18 protein-coding genes and 1 tRNA gene are annotated in these 19,945 nt (G+C 65.9%); 13 read left to right on the top strand and 6 right to left on the bottom strand.

Annotated features, from left to right (window positions below; genetic code table 11):
• Positions 1–1,164 (bottom strand): efflux RND transporter periplasmic adaptor subunit, encoded by a 1,164-nt coding sequence (locus tag EF888_RS05705; protein ID WP_109757862.1) that lies wholly within the window; start codon positions 1,162–1,164, stop codon positions 1–3.
• 179 nt (positions 1,165–1,343) lie between these two features.
• The gene (locus tag EF888_RS05700) at positions 1,344–1,592 is read right to left on the bottom strand and encodes a ParB N-terminal domain-containing protein (protein ID WP_109757861.1); all 249 of its coding nucleotides are present in this window, start codon (positions 1,590–1,592) and stop codon (positions 1,344–1,346) included.
• A 264-nt stretch (positions 1,593–1,856) separates the two neighbouring features.
• Here EF888_RS05700 and EF888_RS05695 point away from each other — a divergent pair, with 264 nt between their 5' ends.
• The gene (locus tag EF888_RS05695; protein ID WP_109757860.1) at positions 1,857–2,087 is read left to right on the top strand and encodes a hypothetical protein; all 231 of its coding nucleotides are present in this window, start codon (positions 1,857–1,859) and stop codon (positions 2,085–2,087) included.
• A gap of 4 nt (positions 2,088–2,091) precedes the next feature.
• A complete protein-coding gene (locus tag EF888_RS05690; RefSeq protein WP_109757859.1) occupies positions 2,092–3,138 on the top strand; it encodes a fatty acid desaturase in 1,047 nt (348 codons plus the stop codon).
• 53 nt (positions 3,139–3,191) lie between these two features.
• On the opposite strand, the gene EF888_RS05685 is transcribed toward EF888_RS05690, so the two are convergent.
• Positions 3,192–5,273 (bottom strand): TRAP transporter permease, encoded by a 2,082-nt coding sequence (locus EF888_RS05685; RefSeq protein ID WP_109757858.1) that lies wholly within the window; start codon positions 5,271–5,273, stop codon positions 3,192–3,194.
• A 105-nt stretch (positions 5,274–5,378) separates the two neighbouring features.
• Positions 5,379–6,383, bottom strand: coding sequence for a TAXI family TRAP transporter solute-binding subunit (locus tag EF888_RS05680; RefSeq protein ID WP_241239812.1), 1,005 nt, complete (start codon positions 6,381–6,383; stop codon positions 5,379–5,381).
• 188 nt (positions 6,384–6,571) lie between these two features.
• Here EF888_RS05680 and EF888_RS05675 point away from each other — a divergent pair, with 188 nt between their 5' ends.
• The 11 genes from EF888_RS05675 to EF888_RS05625 all read left to right on the top strand — a co-directional run bounded on the left by EF888_RS05675 (position 6,572) and on the right by EF888_RS05625 (position 16,666).
• Positions 6,572–7,426 (top strand): dihydrodipicolinate synthase family protein, encoded by an 855-nt coding sequence (locus EF888_RS05675; RefSeq protein ID WP_109757856.1) that lies wholly within the window; start codon positions 6,572–6,574, stop codon positions 7,424–7,426.
• A 1-nt stretch (position 7,427) separates the two neighbouring features.
• On the top strand, positions 7,428–8,081 hold the full coding sequence (locus EF888_RS05670; protein ID WP_109757855.1) for a GntR family transcriptional regulator: 654 nt from the start codon (positions 7,428–7,430) through the stop codon (positions 8,079–8,081).
• 43 nt (positions 8,082–8,124) lie between these two features.
• Complete coding sequence (gene dctP / locus EF888_RS05665; RefSeq protein ID WP_109757854.1) at positions 8,125–9,120, top strand: TRAP transporter substrate-binding protein DctP; 996 nt, start codon at positions 8,125–8,127, stop codon at positions 9,118–9,120.
• 51 nt (positions 9,121–9,171) lie between these two features.
• Positions 9,172–9,732, top strand: a complete 561-nt coding sequence (locus EF888_RS05660; RefSeq protein WP_109757853.1) for a TRAP transporter small permease — start codon at positions 9,172–9,174, stop codon at positions 9,730–9,732.
• A complete protein-coding gene (locus EF888_RS05655; RefSeq protein WP_109757852.1) occupies positions 9,729–11,024 on the top strand; it encodes a TRAP transporter large permease in 1,296 nt (431 codons plus the stop codon). The genes EF888_RS05660 and EF888_RS05655 overlap by 4 nt, the downstream gene beginning before the upstream one ends.
• Positions 11,025–11,104: 80 nt before the next feature.
• A tRNA-Cys gene (locus EF888_RS05650) sits at positions 11,105–11,178 on the top strand.
• 77 nt (positions 11,179–11,255) lie between these two features.
• Complete coding sequence (locus EF888_RS05645) at positions 11,256–12,569, top strand: MFS transporter (protein ID WP_109757851.1); 1,314 nt, start codon at positions 11,256–11,258, stop codon at positions 12,567–12,569.
• Between the two features lie 108 nt (positions 12,570–12,677).
• Entirely contained in the window at positions 12,678–13,196 is a 519-nt protein-coding gene (locus EF888_RS05640; RefSeq protein WP_109757850.1) for a 2Fe-2S iron-sulfur cluster-binding protein, read from the top strand.
• Positions 13,193–14,167, top strand: coding sequence for an FAD binding domain-containing protein (locus EF888_RS05635; RefSeq protein WP_109757849.1), 975 nt, complete (start codon positions 13,193–13,195; stop codon positions 14,165–14,167). Before EF888_RS05640 ends, EF888_RS05635 begins: the two co-directional genes overlap by 4 nt.
• The gene (locus EF888_RS05630) at positions 14,167–16,389 is read left to right on the top strand and encodes a xanthine dehydrogenase family protein molybdopterin-binding subunit (protein ID WP_420902660.1); all 2,223 of its coding nucleotides are present in this window, start codon (positions 14,167–14,169) and stop codon (positions 16,387–16,389) included. Before EF888_RS05635 ends, EF888_RS05630 begins: the two co-directional genes overlap by 1 nt.
• 82 nt (positions 16,390–16,471) lie before the next feature.
• Positions 16,472–16,666: a YgaP family membrane protein gene (locus EF888_RS05625; protein ID WP_109757848.1), complete on the top strand. Its 195-nt coding sequence runs from the start codon at positions 16,472–16,474 to the stop codon at positions 16,664–16,666.
• A 91-nt stretch (positions 16,667–16,757) separates the two neighbouring features.
• Here the strand turns inward: EF888_RS05625 and EF888_RS05620 are convergent, their stop codons facing one another.
• Together EF888_RS05620 and EF888_RS05615 are read right to left on the bottom strand one after the other, a co-directional pair.
• On the bottom strand, positions 16,758–17,546 hold the full coding sequence (locus EF888_RS05620; RefSeq protein WP_109757847.1) for an FAD binding domain-containing protein: 789 nt from the start codon (positions 17,544–17,546) through the stop codon (positions 16,758–16,760).
• A 22-nt stretch (positions 17,547–17,568) separates the two neighbouring features.
• Positions 17,569–19,944, bottom strand: coding sequence for a xanthine dehydrogenase family protein molybdopterin-binding subunit (locus EF888_RS05615; protein WP_109757846.1), 2,376 nt, complete (start codon positions 19,942–19,944; stop codon positions 17,569–17,571).
• Position 19,945: the final 1 nt, after the last annotated feature.

Genomic DNA, 19,945 nt, shown 5'->3' with positions numbered 1-19,945 from the left:
CTATCCCCGGGTCACGGCGCCCGGCGCCGGCCCCTTCAGCGCGGCGTCGTCCCCCAAAACCGTCACCTCCGTGCCAGGCCGTAGGTTCTGCATGCCCTCGGTTACCACCTGCTCGCCGACCTCGAGCCCGCCTCCGACGAGAACGGTGTCGCTGTTTCTCTGCTGGATCATGATCTTCTGCCGCTCTGCCTTGCCTTCGCGGATCACCCAGACGAAGGGGCCGTCGCTGCCCCACTGGATCGCAAGGGGATCGATGGTCGGAAACGGATCGCCCGTGAACGACAGGGTGATGCGGAACGCCATCCCGGCCCGGAGCATGTCGTCGGCGTTCGCGAGCGAGGCCTGGAGACGCAGCGTCCGGCTATCGGAATCGACGCGGTTGTCGATCGCCGTGATGCGCCCTTCCAGCTCCAGCTGGGGCCGGGCGAGAGGTGTGGCGCGGATCCCGTCGCCCGGTTCGATCTGGGCGACGAAGCGCTCCGGCACCCTGAACTCGACGACGATCTCCGAGCGGTCGTCGATCTGCGCGATCTCGGTCGTGGGCGTCACCTGGTCGCCGACCGTGTGGGCGATGATGCCAAGCCAGCCGGCGATCGGGGCCACGATCTTGCGCCGCTCGATCTCGAGTTGCGCCTCTCTCAGGTCCAGCTCTGCCGTTTGCACCGCAAGCGTGGCGCTGCTGCGCTGGATCCGCGACACCGTGCCTCCCAGCGCATTGACCCTTTCCAGCGCCTCGCGCGCGTCCTCGACCACGAAGCGGGCGCGCTCCAGCTCGATCTGCTGGCTGGCGTCGTCCATCGTCACAAGGATGTCGCCCTCGTTCACGTAATCGCCGGACTGCACGTTGACAGCGGACAGGTTGCCCGCGACTTCCGGCAGGATCGCCACGCTGCGCAGCGCTCTGCCGTCCCCGATGGTGGTGATCTCGTCATAAAGGCTGGCTTCTTCGACGGCCTTCGCGATGACAATCACCGGCCCGCCGCCGCCCCTGCCCTGACCGCCGCCGCCCTGGGTCGCGACGGCCGCCTCCGCTTCGATCCCTAGGCGTTCAAGCAGACCAAGCCGGTCCAGCATCGGGTGCGACGCCGGAACGTAGGCCGCAAGGCCCCACACGGCGACAGCGACAAGGACTACGGTGACAAGAACCTGTTTCAGCAAGGACATGTGCGGTTCAGGCGGCCCCCAAAGTTGCCAAGGCACGCAAGGAGTTGCGGCCCGTCCCTCCTACAGCATCCATGGGGCGCTGTCTCGTCAGGCATTCGTGAAGTGATCCGTTGCCGGCGCGGTGACGTAAGCGTTTATGCCGGGCGAATGCGATGCGGTGCGAGTTCGTCTTATCGGCGTCAGTGAAGACGCGAGCCCACCAGGTATCCGTCGATGGATTGCTCGCCCAGCGCACGCATCGCCTCGAGCCGGTGCAGCCCTTCCATCAGGATGAATCGCTGCCCGTCGGTCCGCAATCGGATCGGCGTCGTCTGGCCGTTCGTGAGAATGTCTTCCGCGAGCGCCGTGACCTTGTCGGGCTCAAGCGTCTTGAGCCGTTTCGCCGGGACGTAGATCATCTCGATCGGGAAGCCGCGTCTTTCCAGCATGCCGTCCTGTCCTGTCTGCCTGAATCACTCCGTCGAAACATCGACTCTGAACGCAGGAAATTGTCCGCGACGGTTATCGCGTTTTCTCCTATATCACGGTTTTGACCGGGCACCCATGATACAAATTCACCGCCTCATGTCCGGGTGGGGGTGAATTCTCTCCTTTGACGGCATATCTTCTTCAGGTCGGAGCGGTTATGGTTCATGTCGAGAACGGTCCGCTTCCCGCGGACACCCTTCCTAACTGGCGAACGGGAGAATTCGATGCCGACCGAAACGGCGAAGAGCGGTCCGCGCGCGCCATCCAAGCTCGATGCGCGCGCCACCGAAACCAATCGCGTCGCGCGGTCGATCATCGAGGCTGAGCGCGAAGATCGCGACAAGCAAACGCAGCGGCTTCGAAAGTCCAGGCTGGAACGCGAGGCCTCCGAGACCCCCAGGGCAAAGGCCGCCGCGAAGAAACCCGCCACCCGCGTCAGAAATCGGATACCATAGCAGCATGACAATTCAGAGTGCGGTGCAGGATGGCGATGCCGTCATGCCTGAAACGGACGCGCGGACATGGGTCCGCATCCTGTCCAAGTATCGCGAGCCGTCGCACCGGCGCAGCGCCTTCGAGATCGCGGTGACGGCCGTTCCCCTGATGGCCCTCTGGGTCCTCGCCTGGGCCAGCCTCTCGGTCAGCGTCTGGCTCGCGATCGGGATCTCCATCGTCAACGCGGGCTTCCTCGTCCGCCTTTTCGCCATCCAGCACGATTGCGGGCACGGATCGCTCTTCCGCAACCGCAGGCTCGGCGACTGGGTCGGGCGCGTCCTCGGCGTCGTGACGCTGACGCCCTATGACGTGTGGAAGACCACCCACGCGCTGCATCATGCCTCGTCGGGCAATCTCGACCGGCGCGGCATCGGCGACGTGATGACGCTGACGGTCGACGAGTATCGAAGTCGGTCCTGGACCGGGCGGTTGAGCTATCGTCTTTACCGAAACCCGCTGATCATGTTCCTCGTCGGTCCGGCCTGGCTGTTCTACTGCCAGCATCGCGTTCCTCTGGGCGTCGGCGGCCGCCGGGTCTGGATCAGCGCCATGGGGACGAACATCGCCATCGTCTGCCTCCTGGCGCTTGTGGTCTGGACCGTCGGTGTCGCGCCCGTCGTCTTCCTGTGGCTTCCCACGACGTTCTTCGCCGCCGCCATCGGCGTCTGGATGTTCTACGTCCAGCACCAGTTCGAGGATACCGTCTGGCAGGAAGAGCAGGATTGGCAGCTTCATCACGCCGCGGCGCATGGAAGTTCGCACTACATCCTTCCGCAGCCTCTGCAGTGGATGACCGCCAACATCGGCGTCCATCACGTCCATCACCTGCAAAGCCGGGTGCCGTTCTATCGGCTGACGGAGGTGCTGCGCGATCACCCGGATCTCGACCAGGTCCAGCGGCTTTCGGTGCGGCAGAGCCTGTCGTCGATCAAGCTCAAGCTCTGGGACGAGAGGCACCAGAAACTGGTGTCGTTCCGCGACGCTCGCCAGTCTGACGTCCGCGTCGCCTGAGATCTCACGTAACTGCCAGCGCCGTTCTCTGCGGCGCCAGCCGCTTCTCCCGCTCAACCCGCTGCGGCACCTCTGGTCCAGCGGGGAACAAGCTGACGCAGCGCCACCGGTGCGACGAGCAATAGCCCGACGGCCGTCGCGGGCAAGCTCGGCGCCACCAGCAGAAGCGCGGCGATCACCAGAAGCAGGCGCTCTACCCAGTGGATCGGCGCGAAGAGCCACCCCGACACGGCAGAGGCGAGGACCCATATCCCCAGCGCCGCACCGGTGAAGGCGAGAAGGAACGCAGGCCAGGTGAACCCGTCCGTCACGATCAGAAGCGCGGGCTGGAACGCGAAGACGAAGGGCACAAGCGCCTTGCCCATGCTCAGACGGAAGGCCGTGTTCCCCGCCTTGAAGGCATTCGCCCCGGCGATCCCCGCCCCGGCGTAGGCCGCCATCGCCACGGGTGGTGTCACGTCCGCGAGCACTCCGTAATAGAAGACGAAGTAGTGGGCCACGAGGGGCTGAACCCCGAGAAGCCCCAGGATCGGCGCGGCGACTGCCACCATGATGATGTAGTTGGCGGTCGTCGGTATGCCGCAGCCCATCAGGATGCACACGATCGCCGTAAGGATCAGAGTGAAGAGCAGCGTCAGCGACGGCACCGTCATCAGCTCGAACGGCAGGAACGTCAGCGCATCGTGCAGCGACACCGCCCAGCCGCTCGCGATGCCCGTCACCATGTAGGCGATCTTGAAACCGACCCCGGTCAGCGTCACGACACCGATCACGACGCCGACGAGCGCTGCGGCCGCGGTCACCGACAGCGACTGCTTCGCGCCGAGAATGAACCCTTCCCAGACCCCGTGGGCCGTGCCCTTGATCCCCCCGACGATGCCAGACGCCATGACCTGCTGTATGGCGAGGACGACAATGCAGGCCGTGATCGAATAGAACGCGGCCGCGAAGGGCGTGCGGCCCGACAGAAGGACTGCGATGAGGATGAGAAGCGGCAAGACCGACAGCCAGCCGGCCTTCAGCACGCGCCAGGCGTTCGGGATCTCTTCGGGCGACAGGCCCCGCAGACCCAGCCGCCTCGCCTCGAGGTGGACCTGAACGAGAACGCCGAAGAAGTGCATGAACGCGGGCACGAGCGCTGCCGTCAGGATCGTGGTCAGCGGGAGTCCCAGGTATTCGATCATGAGGAACGCCACCGCCCCCATGACGGGCGGCGTGATCTGGCCACCCGTCGAAGCTGCGGCCTCGACCGCGGCGGCGAAATGGCGGGGATACCCGATGCGGATCATGGCCGGGATGGTCAGCGCGCCCGTCGTCACCGTGTTGGCGATGGACGAGCCCGAGATCGAGCCGAGGAGTGCGGACGACAGGACCGAGACCTTCGCCGGACCGCCTGCATAACGCCCCGCCAGAGCCGAAGCCACGTCGATGAACAACTGCCCCAGCCCGATCCGCGTCGCCATCACCCCGAACAGGACGAAGTGGAAGACGTAGGTCGCGATGACGCCCAGCGCCGTGCCGTAGATGCCTTGAGACGTGAGGTAGAGGTGGTTGACGATGTTCGACCAGCTTGCGCCGGGATGGACGAAGATGCCGGGCATCGACTTGCCGAAGTAGGCATAGGCGATGAACAGAATGGCGATGACCGGCAGCGGCCAGCCCATCGACCTCCGCACGGCCTCGAGCAGAACGACAATCAGGATCGTGCCCATGGCGACGTCTATGGGCAGCGGGTTCCCGACGCGGAACGCCAGATCGCTATAGATCCAGGGCACGTAGAGGGCGCTGACGAGGCCTGCGATGGCCATCGCCCAGTCAAGGAGCGGCATCCCGAACGGCGAGGTGACGCTGTGCGGGCGTTCCTTCCTGCCAAACGCCGAGAAGCTGAGGAAGACGACCATCAGGGTCACACCAAGATGCAGGCCGCGGTGGACGGTCGCCTGCGGGATGCCGAAGCCCGCCGTGTAGTAGTGATAGCACGACAGAAGGAACAGGACGGCGCCGAGGACCAGCGCCAGCGGCCAGACGAGAACGCGGAACCGCAACTCGGGATCGTATTCTTCCTCGATCGCCTGAAGCTCGTCGGCTGTCAGCTCGCGGACGTCCTCGTCCACTGCGTTCCTGTTCTCCACCATCGGCTGCGCTCCTGTCGGCCTTTGCAAAGGAAAGGGGCCGCGACGCTGGTTCGCGGCCCCTCCGGTCGGCTCGGGGTCCGGGACGCCGTCCCGAACCGCATCGGCTTACTGGAGCAGGCCGGCTTCCTTGTAGAACTTTTCGGCACCCGCATGGAGCGGCACACCGATGCCGTCGAGCGCGGTCTCCTTGGTGATGATCTTGCCCTTGGCATGGCCCGCGTCGAGCTGCTTGCGGGTGTTGTCGTTCCACAGGGCCTTCGTGATCTCGTAGATCAGGTCTTCAGGCTGATCCGCGCTGGTGATCCACTGAGCGCCCACCGAAAGCGTGTTCACGTCGTCGGGATTGCCCTCGTAGGTGCCGCCCGGCACGGTGTCGGTCGCGAAGAACTGGAACTGCTCGCAGATCGACGGCGCATCCTCGCAGCTGATCGGGATCACCTTGACGTCGTGCTGGCTCGCCAGCTCCGAGATCGCGCCCGCGGGATAGCCGCCCACGAAGAAGAACGCGTCCATCGCGCCATCCCGCATCCGATCCGCAGCCTGGTCGGGCTTCAGATATTCGGGCTGGATGTCTGCTTCGGACAGGCCATAGCCTTCGAGGATGATCTTGGCGTCGACAAGTGTGCCCGATCCCGGCTCGTCGAGCGACACGCGCTTGCCTGCAAGATCGGCAACGCCGGCGATGCCCGAGTCGGCGCTGGCGATCAGGTGGATGCTTTCGGGATAGAGGTTCGCGATGGTCCGCAGGTTCTCGACGGCCGGCTTTCCTTCCCAGATGCCGGTGCCGGTATAGGCCCAGGTCGCCACGTCGGACTGCGAGAAGCCGGACTCGAGCGTGCCGCCCGCGATTGCGTTGATGTTGGCGACCGAGCCGTTCGCCGACAGCGCCGAGGCCACGAGGCCCGGAACGCCGCAGGACCCGCCCTCTTCGCAGGGACGCGAGCCAGGCGGGTTCGAGATGGCATTGGCGAGAAGGCCCCCGATCGGATAATAGGTGCCGGCCGTGCCGCCCGTTCCGATGCGGAAGAAGGCCATGTCCTGCGCGCCTGCCGTCGAGGCGGCGAGCCCCGCCGCGAGTGCGACACTTGCGAGTATGTTAAGGTGTTTCATGTCGGTTCTTAACCTCCGCTGCATTTGACTGAGACCAGTTACGACCATCCGGAACGGGATCTCAAGGTCTGAACCCCCTTGAACACGGGCCCCCGACGCTGGGGCAATCGTATGCACATCTGACATGTCAGTTGCGCATATCTGAAGGTTCTCCTAGGATCAGGGCGATTCAGGGGGACGACTCGCTCATGTTCGGCATTTCCACAGCACTCCTCACACCGTTCGAGGAGAACGGCGCCATCGACCTCGCGCGTCTCGGGGCACACGCCCGCACGCTGATGACCGAGGGCGCCGACGGCGTGACCCTTTACGGCACGACAGGCGAAGGCGCCTCGATCGCGATGGACGAGCGCGAGGCGGGCATCGACGCTCTCTTGTCGGCGGGCATCCCGGCCTCGAAGATCGTTCTGGGTGTCTGTGCGAACTCACTGGGCGATGCCGCTCGGCAGGTTGCGCAGGGACGCGACAGGGGCGTGTCGGACTTCCTCCTGCTCCCGCCCTTCTACTTCAAAGGCAACAGCGACGACGGCCTCTTCGCCTGGCATTCGGAGCTATTCGCACGCACCGACGCCGAAGCGCGGTACATTCTTTACCACATTCCGCAGGTCTCGGGCGTCGGGCTCTCGGCCGGCCTCGTCGGCCGGCTCGTCGGCTCGGCGGGGAAGCGCATCCGCGCGATCAAGGACAGCTCCGGCAACTGGGACACGGCGCGGTCCTTCCTCGACCTGGGCAGCCTGACCGTTCTCGTCGGCGACGAGCGGCTTCTGCACCGCGCCATGGCACTTGGCGCCGGGGGAGCGATCACCGGCATGGCGAACCTCTACCCTGCCCGCATGAAGCGCATCGTCGAGACCGCAACAGAAGATACCGCCCTGTCCGAAGAGGTCACGCGCGTCGTCTCGGTCCCCGTGGTCGCCGCGCTCAAGACCCTCATCAGCGCGCGGACCGGCGACAAGGGCTGGAACCGCCTGCGCCCGCCGCTGGCCCCTCTTGACGCCGCCGCCCGCGCCACGCTCCTCCCGGCAGACGTCAGCGCCGCCTGACATGGCCGAGGCGAACACCCGTCTGCGCGACCACGCCTATTCCAGCTTCACCGAGAAGCTGCTGGCGCGCGACATCGAGCCGGGCCAGTTCGTCTCGCAGCGCGAATTGGTAGAGCTGACAGGAATGCCGCTCGGTGCGATCCGCGAGATGATCCCCCGGCTCGAGGCCGATGGGTTGATCCGCACCTCGCCCAAGCGCGGGCTTCAGGTGCTGGCCATCGACCTCGACCTCATCCGCAGCGCCTTCCAGCTTCGCCGCATCATCGAGGGCGAAGCCTTCGCGCGCTTCAGTGAGACTGCGGCCGACCAGGATCTGGCCCGCATCGCCGAGGACCACGCCTCGATCCGCCGAGAGGCGACCGAGGGGGTGACACCGGATCTCCTTTCTCGCGCGCAGCGCATGGACTGGGCGTTCCACGACCACGTGGTCGATCACATGCAGAACCGCATCATCTCGGACATCCACCGCGTCAACGCCATCAAGATCAGGCTGATCCGCAACGCCGACACGCGAATGCTGCCCGAACTCGTCGTTTCGGTCATGGACGAACACCTGACCGTCATTCAGGCGCTCGAGGCCCGCGATCCGGCACGCACGGTCGAAGCCATCCACGCCCACATCGACAGCGCCAAGCGAAGAGCGCTTGGAGTGTGAACCAGAACCCGGCAAAGTCCGGATCATATCGGAGGAGGAACCCATGACACTGACACTCAAGCGCGCCGCACTGGCGCTGATGACCACGGCGATACTCGCCGGCCCGCTTGCGGCGCAGGACAAGATCACGCTTCGCATGTCCACGCCCGCGTCCGAAACCGACCAGCGTTCCGTCGCACTGGCCGAGGTTTTCGGCCCGGCGGTCTCGGAGTTCGCGACCTACGAGCCGCACTACAACGCTTCGCTCATCGCCCAGAATTCCGAGCTCGAGGCCATCTCCTCGGGCGACCTCGAGATGTCCATCGCCTCGGCCCAGGAGTTGGCGCAGTTCTTCCCGGAATTTTCGATCTTCACCGCCGGCTATGTCCATCAGGACGCCGCGCACCAGGTCGCCGTCTTCAACGACGCACTGATGGATCCCTTCAAGCAGAAGGTCGAGGACGAGCTTGGCGTCAAGCTCCTCTCCGTCATGTACCTTGGCCGCCGGCATGTGAACCTGCGCCAGTGCAGGGACGAGGTGGACGTTCAGACGCCCGAAGACCTGGCAGGCATCAACCTGCGGATGCCCGGCACCGACGCCTGGCAGTTCCTTGGTAAGGCGCTTGGCGCGAACCCGACGCCGATGGCCTTCACCGAAATCTACACCGCACTTCAGACCGGCTCGGTCGACGGGCAGGACAACCCGCTCCCGACGGTCGTCGACGCGAAGTTTTACGAGGTGACCTGCCAGGTCGCGCTGACCTCGCACCTCGTCGACCTGAACTACATCGCATTGTCGAAGGCCGTCTGGGACGGGCTGACGCCCGAGCAGCAGGCGACCGTGCAGGAAGCCGCTGACGCCGCTGCCGAATCCGGACGCGAGAAGCAGCTCGCCAAGGAAGAGGAGCTGGTCGCCTTCCTCACCGAGAACGGCCTCGAAGTCTACGAGCCCGACCTCGCCGCCTTCCGCGCCCACGTTCAGGAGCAGTACCAGGGCTCCGAATTCGCGGCCTCCTGGCCCGAAGGCGTGCTCGAGCAGATCAACGCGCTCGGCAACTGACCGACGACGGGCGGCTCTCGGGCCGCCCGCCTGACGAAAAGGGGGGAGGACATGGCTGCACTCAAGGTGCTGCGCCGGGTTGCCGAGGCATTCGTCGGCACGCTGATGGCGCTGATGTTCCTGACGTTCGTCCTCCAGATCACCGTCCGCTACACCGCACGGCTCGGCTGGATCGCGGAGTCGGTTCCGCTTTTCAATCCAGGCCTTTACGGCTGGACCCTCGAGTTCTGCCTTCTGCTCTGGGTCTGGATCATCTTCGTCGGCTGCGCCTTCGTCGTCCGCGACGAGGATCACGTCACCTTCGACGTCCTCTTCAATCACGTCCGCCCCGGCCTGCGACGCTGGTTCCTGATCTTGGGCGGCCTCGCCATAGTCATCGGCCTCGGTGCGTCCATCCTGCCGACGTGGGAGAAGTTCTACATCCTGCGCCTCAAGAAGACGGCCACCCTTTCCAGCCTCTTCGGAGACTGGATCCGGATGCGCGACATCTACGCGGTCTATATCCTGTTCCTCGTCGCCGTCACCCTGCGCTATGCGTGGGTCGCCTGGGGCGCCATCCGCGGGACCGGCGCGAAAGAGGTCCACCACGGGCCCGGACGGCTCGACGAATGAGCGTCGAATTCCTCCTCTGCCTCGGGACGATCCTTGTCGTGGCGGGCATCGGGATGCCGATCGCTTATGCCATCCTCCTGTCCGCCATCGTCTACATGGCCGCCGCAGGGCAGGACATCGGTCTCGCCGGCAAAATCCTGATGGACGGGCTCTACAACAGCTTCATCCTGCTGGCCGTGCCCCTCTTCATCGTCGCCGCGAACATCATGAACGCCGGCACCATCTCGGACAGGCTCCTTGGGTTCTGCGTGGCGCTCGTCGGCCGCTTCCGGGGCGGCCTCGGTCACGTCAACGTGGTGGCCTCGCTGATCTTCTCGGGCATGTCCGGCTCGGCCGTCGCTGACGCCGCCGGCATCGGGCGGATCATCATCGAAATGATGACGAAGTCCGGCCACTACACACGCGGCTATGCCGCCGCGATCACGGCCGCCTCGGCCACCATCGGTCCGATCATTCCCCCTTCGATCCCGATGGTGCTCTACGCGCTCGTGTCGAACACCTCGATCGGGTACCTCTTCCTGGGCGGCATCGTCCCCGGTCTCCTGATGGGTGCCGTTCTCATGGGTATGAATACCTGGATATCGCACCGCCGGGGCTTCGCGCTCGAGGAGCCTGTCCCGCTGTCGGAACTTCCGCGCCGCGCCGTCTCGGCCTTCCCCGCGCTTCTGATGCCCGCGATCCTGCTCTACGGCATCTACGGAGGCGTCACGACGCCGACCGAGGCTGCAGCCGTCGCCGCCTTCTACGCCCTCGTCCTCGCCGCCGCCTTCTATCGCGCGCTCAGCCTGCGGGCCCTCGGCTCGATCCTCGTCGAGAGTGCGAGGTCGTCAGCAGCCGTCGGCCTCGTGATCGGAGGCGCGCTGATCCTGAACTACGTCGTGGCCTCCGAGAACATTCCGAACATCCTGGCGGCCCGGCTTGTCGGTCTCGATGTGTATCCGCTTGTGTTCCTGCTCGGGGTAAACCTGCTTCTCCTGCTTCTGGGCTGCATCCTCGACGCGACGACGATCATCCTGGTCATCATCCCGCTGTTCCTGCCGACCTGCCGCGAGCTTGGCATCGACCTTGTCCACTTCGGCGTGGTTGCCGTCGTGAACTGCATGATCGGCCTCATTACCCCGCCCTACGGCATCCTCCTTTTCGTCATCAACGCGGTCACCCGCATCCCCCTGGCCGAGATCATCCGCGAAATCTGGCTCTTCCTCGCCGTCCTCATCGTCGCACTCGCCGCCATGATATTCTTTCCCGGCATCGTCCTCTGGCTGCCCCGCGTCTTCGGCTACCCCGGCTGACCGCTCGTCTCCCGGAGCCGCTGCGCCCCTCCAATCCGCTTGACGCCGCGCGCGCGCCACCCTAATCACACAAGGCCTTCGGCGAGTTGGCGGAGTGGTTACGCAGCGGATTGCAAATCCGTGCACACCGGTTCGATTCCGGTACTCGCCTCCAAATCTCTCCTTCATGTCACGCGCGGCCTTTCGAACTCACCTTGCGCGCGGGCGCGGCTTCGGCATCATCGGCACGACATGCTCGCGATCCTTTCCAACCGGACATACTGCCACCTCTTCGCCGCGCAGGTCATTGCGTTGGTGGGGACGGGTCTTGCGACTGTGGCGCTGGGCCTTCTTGCCTGGCAGATAGCAGGCGAGGAGGCCGGGCTTGTCCTGGGCACGGCGCTGGCGATCAAGATGGTCGCCTATGTCACCCTCGCGCCGGTTGCCTCGGCTTTCGCGGACCGCGTGCCGAGACGCGCGATGCTGGTGGCGCTCGACCTGATCCGTGCCGTCGTGGCGCTGGCTTTGCCGTTCGTGGACGAGGTGTGGCAGATCTACGTGTTGATCTTCCTGCTTCAGGCCGCGTCTGCGGGGTTCACGCCGACGTTCCAGGCGACGATCCCGGACGTCCTGCCTGACGAAGCCGACTATACCCGGGCGCTGTCGCTGTCGCGCCTGGCCTATGATCTCGAAAGCCTGCTGTCGCCCATGCTCGCCGCCGCCCTCTTGACCGTCGTCAGCTTTCCCGTCCTCTTCGGCGGGACGGTCATCGGCTTTCTCGCCTCGGCCGCTCTCGTGCTCACGTCCACGCTGCCGTCCCCCAAACCCGTTCGTCGGCGAGGCATCCTCGACCGCACGACGCGCGGCATCCGCATCTATCTCGCGACGCCGCGCCTGCGCGGTCTCCTCGCCCTGAACCTCGCGGTGGCCTCGGCCGGCGCAATGGTGATCGTAAACACGGTCGTGATCGTCAAGGCGGACTTCGGCCTCGAGGAGGCGCAGGTCGCCCTGGCGCTCGCGGCATTCGGAGGCGGGTCGATGATCGCGGCTCTCCTCCTGCCCCGGGTCCTGGAAAAAAGACCGGATCGCCCCGTGATGATTGCGGGAGCGCTGGTCCTGGCGGCGGGAACGGCGCTCGGTCCCCTGGCGGGATCGCTCCCCGCGCTGATGGCGCTGTGGCTCGTGCTTGGCTTCGGCTACAGCCTGACCCAGACGCCGACGGGCCGGCTTCTGCGCCGCTCGTCGCAGCCCGAGGATCGGCCCGCCCTCTTCGCCGCGCAATTCGCCCTCAGCCATGCCTGCTGGCTGCTCACCTATCCCCTGGCGGGGTGGCTTGGCGTGACATTCGGCCTTGACCCGACCTTCCTCGCGATGGCGTTCATCGCTGCAGTTGGCGTCGCGCTCGCGATCAGGATCTGGCCGGCAGACGAGCCGGACGCCCTGCCCCACAGCCATGCCGACCTGCCCTCCGATCACCCGCATCTGCGCGAGCACGGGCGAGACGGCCACCGTCATGCCATCGTCATCGACGATCTTCACCACCACTGGCCGACGCTCTCCACCTGACGCTGCGACAGGGGCGCCCTGCGGCGACGGAGTTACTCGCTCCTCCGACCACGGTCGGAACCTTTGCCTGCCCGGGACATTGAGCCAGGGCGGAATGAGGGGAAGAGCATGGACGTCACGCTCAGCATCAACGGCACCGATCACAGGCTGGATCTTGACCCCAGGGTCACGGTCCTCGACGCGCTTCGGCATCATCTGGGCCTCACCGGCACGAAGAAGGGCTGCGACCACGGGCAATGCGGGGCCTGCACCGTCCTGCTGAACGGGCGGCGGGTGAATTCCTGCCTCACGCTGGCGGTCATGCACGACGGTGACGAGATCACGACGATTGAAAGTCTGGGAAGCCCGGACGCGCTCAACCCGCTTCAGGATGCCTTCGTTAGAAACGATGGCTTCCAATGCGGCTATTGCACGCCGGGGCAGATCATGAGCGCAACCGCGATGCTGCAAGAGGCCGAGGACGGCTGGCCCTCCTATATCTCCCGCTCGCTCGAGACAGACCCGGACCTTACGGATGAAGAGATCGCCGAACGCATGAGCGGCAACCTCTGCCGGTGTTCGGCTTACCCTCGCATCCGTCAGGCGATTGCCGAAGTGCGCGACGCGCGCGGGATGGCGGCGGAATGAAGCCCTTCGACTACGCGCGCGCAGGCGACGTCGCCGAAGCCTCCCGCCACACAGCCAAGGGGGCGACCGTCATCGCGGGCGGAACGAACCTTCTGGACCTGATGAAGCTTCAGGTGATGACGCCGTCGGCACTCGTCGACATCACGCGGACAGGGCTCGATGGCATCGAAGAAAGCAATGGCGGCCTTCGCATCGGCACGCTGGTCACGAACTCGGACCTCGCCGTGCACCCCATTGTCCGTAAAAGCTATCCCGTCCTGTCCCGCGCCCTTCTTTCGGGGGCGACGGGGCAACTCAGGAACAAGGCGACGACGGGCGGAAATCTTCTCCAGCGGACGCGGTGCCCCTATTTCTACGACACGGCTGCCGCCTGCAACAAACGCGAACCCGGGACCGGCTGCGCCGCTCTCGAAGGGCGCAACCGCGTCTGCGGTATCCTGGGCACGTCGCCCCACTGCATCGCCACACATCCATCCGACATGGCGGTGGCGATGATGGCCCTGGGGGCTCAGGTCGAGATCGAAGGCCTGAACGGCACGCGTGCCGTTCCGCTCGACGACTTCTATCGCCTGCCGGGCGACACGCCGCATATCGAGACCTGTCTCGAAGAAGGCGACGTCATCACCCATGTCACCCTGCCCGCGCCGCCCGAAGGCACGCAAGGGTACGTGAAGGTCCGCGACCGCGCGTCCTACGCCTTCGCCCTCGTGTCCGTCGCCGCCATCGTTCGGTTCGACGGCGGGCGCGTCGTCTCCGGTCGGCTCGCCTTTGGCGGCCTCGCGCCCCGACCCTGGCGGACGGATGCCGTCGACGCCGTGCTGGAGGGCAAATCGCCCCTCGATGCCGCCGAAGCCGCCGCCGACGCCCTTCTCAGCGAGGCCGAGGGGCATGGCGACAACGACTTCAAGATCCTCCTTGCCCGCCGCACCTTGCGCCGAGCGATGCGCGAACTCAGCGAAAGCCAGGCCTGATGTCCCTTGACCAATCCCCCGACCAGACGACCGAGCTTACGATGGACAAGGCACAGCCTCGCCTTCTCGACGCGATGTCGCAGGGCCTCCTCGGCACCCGCCTGTCACGCCCGGAGGGAGCACTCAAGGTCACCGGACGGGCCGCCTATGCCGCCGAGCATCTGCCCGACAACCTCGCAACCGGGGTCCTCGTCCGCGCCACGATCACGAAAGGCAAGGTCAGCCACATCGACAGCGATGGCGCCAAGGCGATGAAGGGCGTGCTGGCCGTCTTCAACGGCGATCCCCTTGTCCGCAACCCCGCTCAAGGTCAGGCAGGCGAGGCGCCCGCGCAGGTTCTGCCCGAGGTCCATTACTTCGGCCAGCCGATTGCCCTGGTCGTCGCCTCGACATTCGAGCAGGCGCGCGCGGCGGCACAGTCGATGACGGTGACGTATGAAGAAGAGGACGCCGAAGTCGAGCCCGCGACCGCCTCGACGGTCGACAAACCGAAGAAAAGCCAGAGCGACACGGGCGACCTCGAAGGTGCCCTCCGCGACGCGGCGACAGCGATAGACGTCACCTATGCCACGGCCCCTCATACCTCGGCGGCGATGGAACCTCATGCCTCGGTCGCCGAGTGGAAGGATGGACGCCTGACCCTTCACGGCTCCTACCAGATGCTGAAGCACAACCTGGCCGAACTGGCCGACGCGCTCGATATGTCCGAAGACAACGTCCGCATCCTCGCCCCCTATGTCGGCGGAGGGTTCGGCAGCAAGCTCGGCATCGCGCCGGAGGCGGTCGCGGCAGCTCACGCGGCGCGCGAACTGAAGCGGCCCGTCCGCGTCGTCATGGGCCGCGATCAGGTGTTCCAGATGACCCTTCGCCGGTCCGAGACCACGCAGCGCATCAGGCTCGGCTGCGATGCGTCCGGCAGGATGACCGCCCTCGCGCATGAAGACAGGGTCTCGAACCTGCCGGGCGAGGCGTTCTCCGAACCCGTCGCCCAAGGCACCCACTTCCTCTACGGCGGCGAGAACCGCCGCTTCACGCACGAAGTCGCCCGCATCCATCGCCCCGGCACGGGCTCGGTGAGAGCTCCCGGCGAGGCCGTCGGCATGATCGCCCTCGAATGCGCGATGGACGAACTTGCCGAGGCGACGGGCATCGACCCCATCGAACTCCGCGTGATGAACATGCGTGAGACAACCCCGGCGGATGGCCTGCCCTATTCCGAGCGGGGGCTCGAGCGCTGCCTGCGCGAGGGCGCAGCGCGCTTCGGATGGGACGGACGCCGCCCGGCGGCGCAGCGGCTCGACGGCGACTGGTGGATCGGCATGGGTGTCGCATCAGCCGTGCGGACCAACCAAATGGAGGAATCCGTCGCCCGCGTGACTCTCCAGTCCGACGGCACGGCGCTTGTCGAGACCGACATGACCGACATCGGTACAGGCTCCTATGCCATTCTCACCCAGATCGCCGGCGAGATGCTGGGCCTTCCCGCCAAAAAGGTCCGGGTTCGCATCGGCGATTCAGACCTGCCCAAGTCCAGCGGCTCTGGCGGGAGCTTCGGCGCGCAGTCCTGTGGATCGGCGGTCTTCCTGGCCTGCAAGGGTCTGAGGGAGTGGATCGCAGACAAACTCGACGTGTCTCCAGCCGATTTGACCCTTCGCGACGGAGTCGCCACGGGCGGCAACGTCCAGATGTCGCTCGCCGATTTCGCGGGGCTGCCCCAGACGTCCGAGGGTCACGTCAAGCCGGGTGACACCGCCGACGACTTCGCCATCGCCGGATACGGCGCGCACTTCGCCGAGGTGGGCGTTCACGCCGACACGGGCGAGGTTCGTGTCCGCCGAATGCTTGGCATCTTCTCGATCGGTCGCGTCCTGAACCGGCTCACTGCTGAAAGCCAGTGCCACGGCGCCATGATCTGGGGCATCGGATCCGCGCTGACCGAAGAACTCATGCACGACCCCCGGGATGGGCGGATCGTCAATCACAACCTTGCCGAGTACCATGTCCCGGTCCACCTCGACGTCCCGCAGCTCGATGCCATTCTCCTCGAGGACACCCGAGACGACCAAGCCAATCCCATTCAGGCGAAGGGCATCGGCGAGCTTGGGATTTCGGGGGCGGCCGCCTCGATCGGAAACGCGGTCTTCAACGCCTGCGGTGTCCGCGTAAGGGACTTCCCCATGACGCCCGACAAGATCATCGCGGGGCTGCCCGACCGGCCCTGAGCCAGTTGACCTGTGACAAAGTCACCGACACGCGTCCCGTGCGATCCTAGCCTTCTCGTCGTCATGCACAGGAGGCTGGAAAATGACACGCAACGAAGGCTCGCTCGACCGCATTCTCAGGATCATCGTCGGTATCGGCCTGATCTCCCTCGTCTTCATCGGGCCGCAAACCCCCTGGGGCTGGATCGGCGTCGTGCCGCTTCTGACCGGGCTGATAGGGTGGTGCCCGATTTATTCGCTCTTCGGGTTTCGAACCTGCCCCATGACGCAGCGCTGACCGGCGGCTGCAATGAGCTGATCTCCCGCCGCCTGAACGAAGAAGGGCCGCGCCTGCCGAACGCGGCCCCTCTCCACAAGTCCCGTCGCTGTCAGCTCGCGGCCAGAACCGCGCGGCCCGTCAACTCCTTGACGAGGTGCGCGCGATAGGCGCCCGAGCCGTGGATATCGGCGATCATGTCGTCGGCTGACACCGACAGGCCCGCCAGCGCATCCGCCGAGAAGTTCGACGACAGCGCGCTTTCGGCCTCGCTCCAGCGGAACACGCCGTCGTTGCCGGCACCCGTGACCGCGACCCGTACGCCGTCGGCGAAACGGGCGACGAAGACGCCGACCATGGCAAAGCGCGAGGCAGGCTGCAGGAACTTCTGATAGTTCGCGGCCTGCGGGATCGGGAAACGCACCTCGGTGATGATCTCGCCCTCGTCCAGAGCGGTCGAGAACATGCCCTGGAAGAACTCGTCGGCGGCGATCTCGCGCCGGTCCGTCTTGATCGTGGCACCCGTGCCCAAGGCCGCGGCGGGATAGCAGGCCGCGGGATCGTTGTTGGCCAGCGAGCCGCCGATGGTGCCGCGGCTGCGGACCGCGGCATCGCCGATGTGCGACGCAAGTTGCGCCAGTCCGGGGAAGACCCCCCCGGCCTCCCGCGCCACGATGGCGTGGGTCGTGCCCCCCTTGACGATCAGCGTGTCGCCCGAAGACGAAACACCCTTCATGCCGGGGATTCCGCCCAGGCTCACGAGCCGTGTCGGCGAGGCAAGCCGCGCCTTCATCGTGGGCAGAAGCGTCTGTCCGCCGCCGAGAGGCATCGCGTCCTCGTGGCGGAGGGCCGCGACCGCATCCTCGATGGAACCGGGCTTCTGGAATTCGAAGTTGTACATGATGTCTCTCCTTCTGCCCTTGTCAGCTGTTGTGGATCGCGTCCCAGACGCGCGAGGGCGTCAGGGGCATGTCGATGTGGGTGACGCTCGACCGGCCGGCGCGCTGAAGCGCGTCGATGACCGCGTTGACCAGCGCCGGCGGCGAGCCGATGGCGCCCGCCTCGCCGCAGCCCTTCACGCCAAGCGGGTTGTGCGTGCAGGGTGTGTTGGCCGAATGGTCGACCTTGAACATCGGCACGTCGTAGGCGCGCGGCATGGTGTAATCCATGTAGCTCGCCGACAGAAGCTGGCCGTTCTCGTCGTAGACCGCGTTCTCCATCAGCGCCTGACCGATGCCTTGGGCGATGCCGCCGTGGACCTGGCCTTCGACGACCATCGGGTTGATGACGTTGCCGAAGTCGTCGGCCGCGGCGAAGGACATGACCTCGACCTTGCCGGTGCCCGGATCGACTTCGACCTCGCAGGCATAGCAGCCTGACGGATAGGTGAAGTTGGCCGGATCGTAGAAGGCTGTCTCCTCGAGCCCCGGCTCGATCCTGTCGAGCGGGAAGTCGTGCGGGATATAGGCCTTCAGCGCAACGTCGCCGAAGGGCACGTTCTTGTTCGTGCCCCTGACCGAGAAGACGCCGTCCTCGAAATCGACCTCGGCGTCGCCCGCCTCCATCATGTGACCTGCGATCAGCTTGGCCTTGGCGATGATCTTTTCGGTCGCCCGGACCACGGCCGAGCCGCAGACCGCAAGGCTGCGAGAGCCATAGGTGCCCATTCCGAAGGGAATCTTCGCCGTGTCGCCGTGGACGATCTCGATCTTGCTCTCGTCGATGCCAAGCCGGTCCGCCACGATCTGCGGGAAGGTCGTCTCGTGACTCTGGCCGTGGCTGTGAGCGCCGACCATGACGCTGATCGTGCCGGTGGCGTTCACCCGCACCGTCGCCGCGTCATAAAGGCCGACACGGCCCCCGAGCGCGCCCACGAGGTTCGACGGCGCGATGCCGCAAGCCTCGATGTAGGACGAGATCCCGAGGCCGCGCAGCTTGCCGCGCGAGGCGCTGTCGTTCAGCCGCCGTTCGAAGCCAGAGAGGTCGGCGATCGCCTCCAGCCGGTCCATGACGGCGTCATAGTCCCCGGTGTCGTATTCCAGCGCCACCGGCGTGGTGTAGGGAAACTGGTGCGGCTTGATGTAGTTCTTGCGCCTGATCTCGATGGGGTCGATGCCCAACTCGCGGGCGCACTTGTCGATGACGCGCTCGAGGCTGAAGGTCGCCTCGGGCCGGCCCGCGCCCCGGTAGGCGTCGACGGGCACGGTGTTGGTGAAGACGCCCTTCACGTTCACGTAGACGTTCGGGACGGTGTAGTTGCCCGCCATCAGCGTGCCGTGCAGGAAGGTCGGCGTCGCGGTGGCGAAGTTCGACAGATAGGCGCCGAGGTTCGCGAAGGTTTCGGTCCGCACGGCGATGAAGTTGCCGTCGAAATCGGTCGCCAGCTCGATCTTCGTGACGTGGTCGCGGCCATGCGCGTCGGTGAGGAAGGCCTCGCTGCGCGAGCAGGTCCACTTGACGGGCCGCCCGATCCGCTTTGCGGCGGCAAGGACGAGAGCCTCCTCGCCGTAGTGATAGATCTTCGAGCCGAAGCCGCCGCCCACGTCGGGAGCGACCACGCGCAGCTTGTTCTCGGGGATGCCCATGACGAAGGCGCAGACCAGAAGCCGCGTCAGGTGCGGGTTCTGGCTGGTGGTGTAGAGCGTGTAATCCTCGGTCCCCGGATTGAAGTCGCCGATCGAGCAGCGCGGCTCGATCGGGTTCGGAGACAGGCGGTTGTTGCGCAACTCCAGCGTCGTGACGTGCGGAGCGCCTTTGATGGCCTCGTCCACGGCGGCGCGGTTATCCTCGATCCAACCCCAGTCGAAGCAGACGTTCGACGCGACCTCGTCATGGACGCGGTTCGACGTGTCGGACGCCGCCTGCCGAAGGTCGACGATGGCCGGAAGCTCTTCGATGGTCGCGTCTATCGCCTCGGCGGCGTCGCGAGCCTGCTCGGCGGTCTCGGCGATGACGGCTGCGTAGGCGTCGCCGACGTGACGGACCTTGCCGTGCGCCAGAACGGGCCGCTTGGGCTCGGTCATGGGCGTGCCGTCGCGGCTGTGGATCAGCCAGCCTGCGGGATTGCCGCCGACCTCGGCGAAGTCCTCGCCGGTGAAGACCGCCAGCACGCCGGGCATCGCCTCGGCGGCTGAGGTGTCGATGGACACGATCTTGCCGTGCGCCACGTCGGAGCGCGCAAAGGCGGCATAGGTCTGGTCCTTCAGCACGATGTCGTCGGTGTATTGACCGCGGCCGGTGATGAAGCGCTTGTCCTCGCGGCGCTTGGTCGATGTGCCGATCACTGAATCCTTGGGCATG

The organism is Silicimonas algicola, from assembly GCF_003970735.1.
GTDB classification, from domain to species: Bacteria; Pseudomonadota; Alphaproteobacteria; order Rhodobacterales; family Rhodobacteraceae; genus Silicimonas; species Silicimonas algicola.
Note: the sequence above shows the minus strand (reverse complement) of the source record. Positions and strands in the feature narration are given on the sequence as shown.